Raw genomic sequence first — 1763 nt, 5'->3', positions numbered from 1 at the left:
CCTCCCAGATCGCCGCGCGGCCTTCCTCGGCGGCGAGGCCGTTCTCGCCGACGTTGCTGTTGGAGCCGACCGTCACGTAGAGCTTGCTGCCGTCGGCACTCGCGATCAGGTTCTTGGTCCAGTGGTGGTTGAGCGTGCCGCCGGGCAGGTCGACCACCTTGGTGCCGCTGCCCGGCAGGCTCGTCGCGCCGGGCGTGTAGTCGAAGCGGACGACGGCATCGGTGTTGGCCACGTACAAGCTGTTGCCGACCAGCGCCATGCCGAACGGCGACTGCAGGTTCGAGAGCAGCACGCTGCGCGTCTCGGCGATGCCGTCGCCATCGGCATCGCGCAGCAGCGTGATGCGGTTCGCGCTGGGCACGCCGGCACCGGCCTTCTTCATCGTCATCTTCATGAACCAGCCGCGGATGCCCTTGCCGTCGTCGGGCTTCGGGGGCGCGTTGGTTTCGGCGACCAGCACGTCGCCGTTGGGCAGCACGCTGAGCCAGCGCGGGTGCTCGAGGCCGCTCGCGAAGGCCTGCACTTCGGTGCCCGCGACCGCGGTCGGCTTCACGCCGCTCGGCCAGCCGGTGGCCGGCGCGATGTTGACGAGGGGGATCAGGCTCTTGTCCGGCGGCGGCAGCTTCGGGTTCGGGCCGGTGCCGTCGGCGACCTGCAGCGTGGCGGGGCCGCCGCAGGCGACCAGCGCGAGGAGGGTCAGCGAAGCGGTGAAGGTCTTCATGGAGCAGCACTGTCCGACCGATGGCGGAAGAGGCTTGTRGGCAGTCGGAGCAAGGTGGTGTCGGACGGCGCCGCGATGCGCGACGTGTGGGCGTCGTCCGACAGGCATCGACGCCTCCGACTGACGGCGCTCGCACCGTGTTGCGCCTAAGGTTGTGCCGTCTCAGGACAAGGCTGCGGTGGCATCGGTGCCGCTGCAACTCGCTCAACCAGATCGCCMTCGGGCGCATGACAGGAGAGAACCATGAACAAGCACACTCTGACGACGACGGCCGCTGCAGTCCTGCTCGCGGGCGTGGCCCTCACCGGTTGCGGCAAGCGCGAGGCAGCGGAATCGACCGCGGCGAACACGAACGACAGCGTCATCGCGCAGGCCGAGCAGAAGGGCMGCGACATGCAGGCCGATGCATCGCGCGGCATGGACCAGGCCAAGCAGGCCGGCCGTGACCTCGCACAGGACGCCAAGTCGGCGACCGACAAGGCGGGCGACAAGGTCGCCGACGCGGTGATCACGACGACCGTGAACGCCGAGCTGGCGAAGGACTCGAGCCTGAGCGCGCTGAAGATCAACGTCGACACCGACAACGGGCGCGTCGCGCTGCGCGGCACGGCGCCGAGCGAGGCGGCGCGCGAGCGCGCGACTCAGCTGGCGTCGAACGTGAAGGGGGTGGTCAGCGTCGACAACCAGCTGAGCGTGGCGCCGGCGAAGGGCTGATCCCAGGCGGCGACCGGCAGCGTGCCGGTCCCGCGTTTCCTGGATTTTTGTTCAGTGATCGGTGGTCAGTTCACTGTCCTTGGAAGAGTCGGGTGATATCGCCTGACGCGAGGTCTTCCACTGGGTGACGATTCGCTCGATGTTGGCTTGTTGCGTCTCGGGGCCCGATGTGGTCGCTTCTCTCTTCGATCCAGATGCACGTTGTCGTTGTTGGGGCGTGGCGCGATCGGGCGCAAGCAGCAGCGCCGCCCGGCGAGATGCCGGATGGGGTGGGTCGGAGGGCGACATCTTGATCACCATCGGCTCGAATGGCGGCAGGGTGTGCGCG

At 68.6% G+C, this 1763-nt stretch carries 3 protein-coding genes; 1 reads left to right on the top strand and 2 read right to left on the bottom strand.

Annotated features, from left to right (window positions below; translation table 11 throughout):
• The coding region (locus AC1D15_RS30355; RefSeq protein ID WP_477828953.1) for a PQQ-dependent sugar dehydrogenase at positions 1-721 on the bottom strand (721 nt) is incomplete at its 3' end.
• A 243-nt stretch (positions 722-964) separates the two neighbouring features.
• On the opposite strand from AC1D15_RS30355, the gene AC1D15_RS30350 reads away from it, so the two are divergent.
• Positions 965-1435, top strand: coding sequence for a BON domain-containing protein (locus AC1D15_RS30350; RefSeq protein ID WP_477828952.1), 471 nt, complete (start codon positions 965-967; stop codon positions 1433-1435).
• Positions 1436-1486: 51 nt separating this feature from the next.
• On the opposite strand, the gene AC1D15_RS30345 is transcribed toward AC1D15_RS30350, so the two are convergent.
• On the bottom strand, positions 1487-1763 hold a 277-nt coding region (locus AC1D15_RS30345; protein ID WP_477828951.1), incomplete at its 5' end, for a hypothetical protein.

It is taken from the genome of Rhizobacter sp. P2_H2 (assembly GCF_056403375.1).
This window is presented reverse-complemented; position numbering and strand designations above follow the sequence as displayed.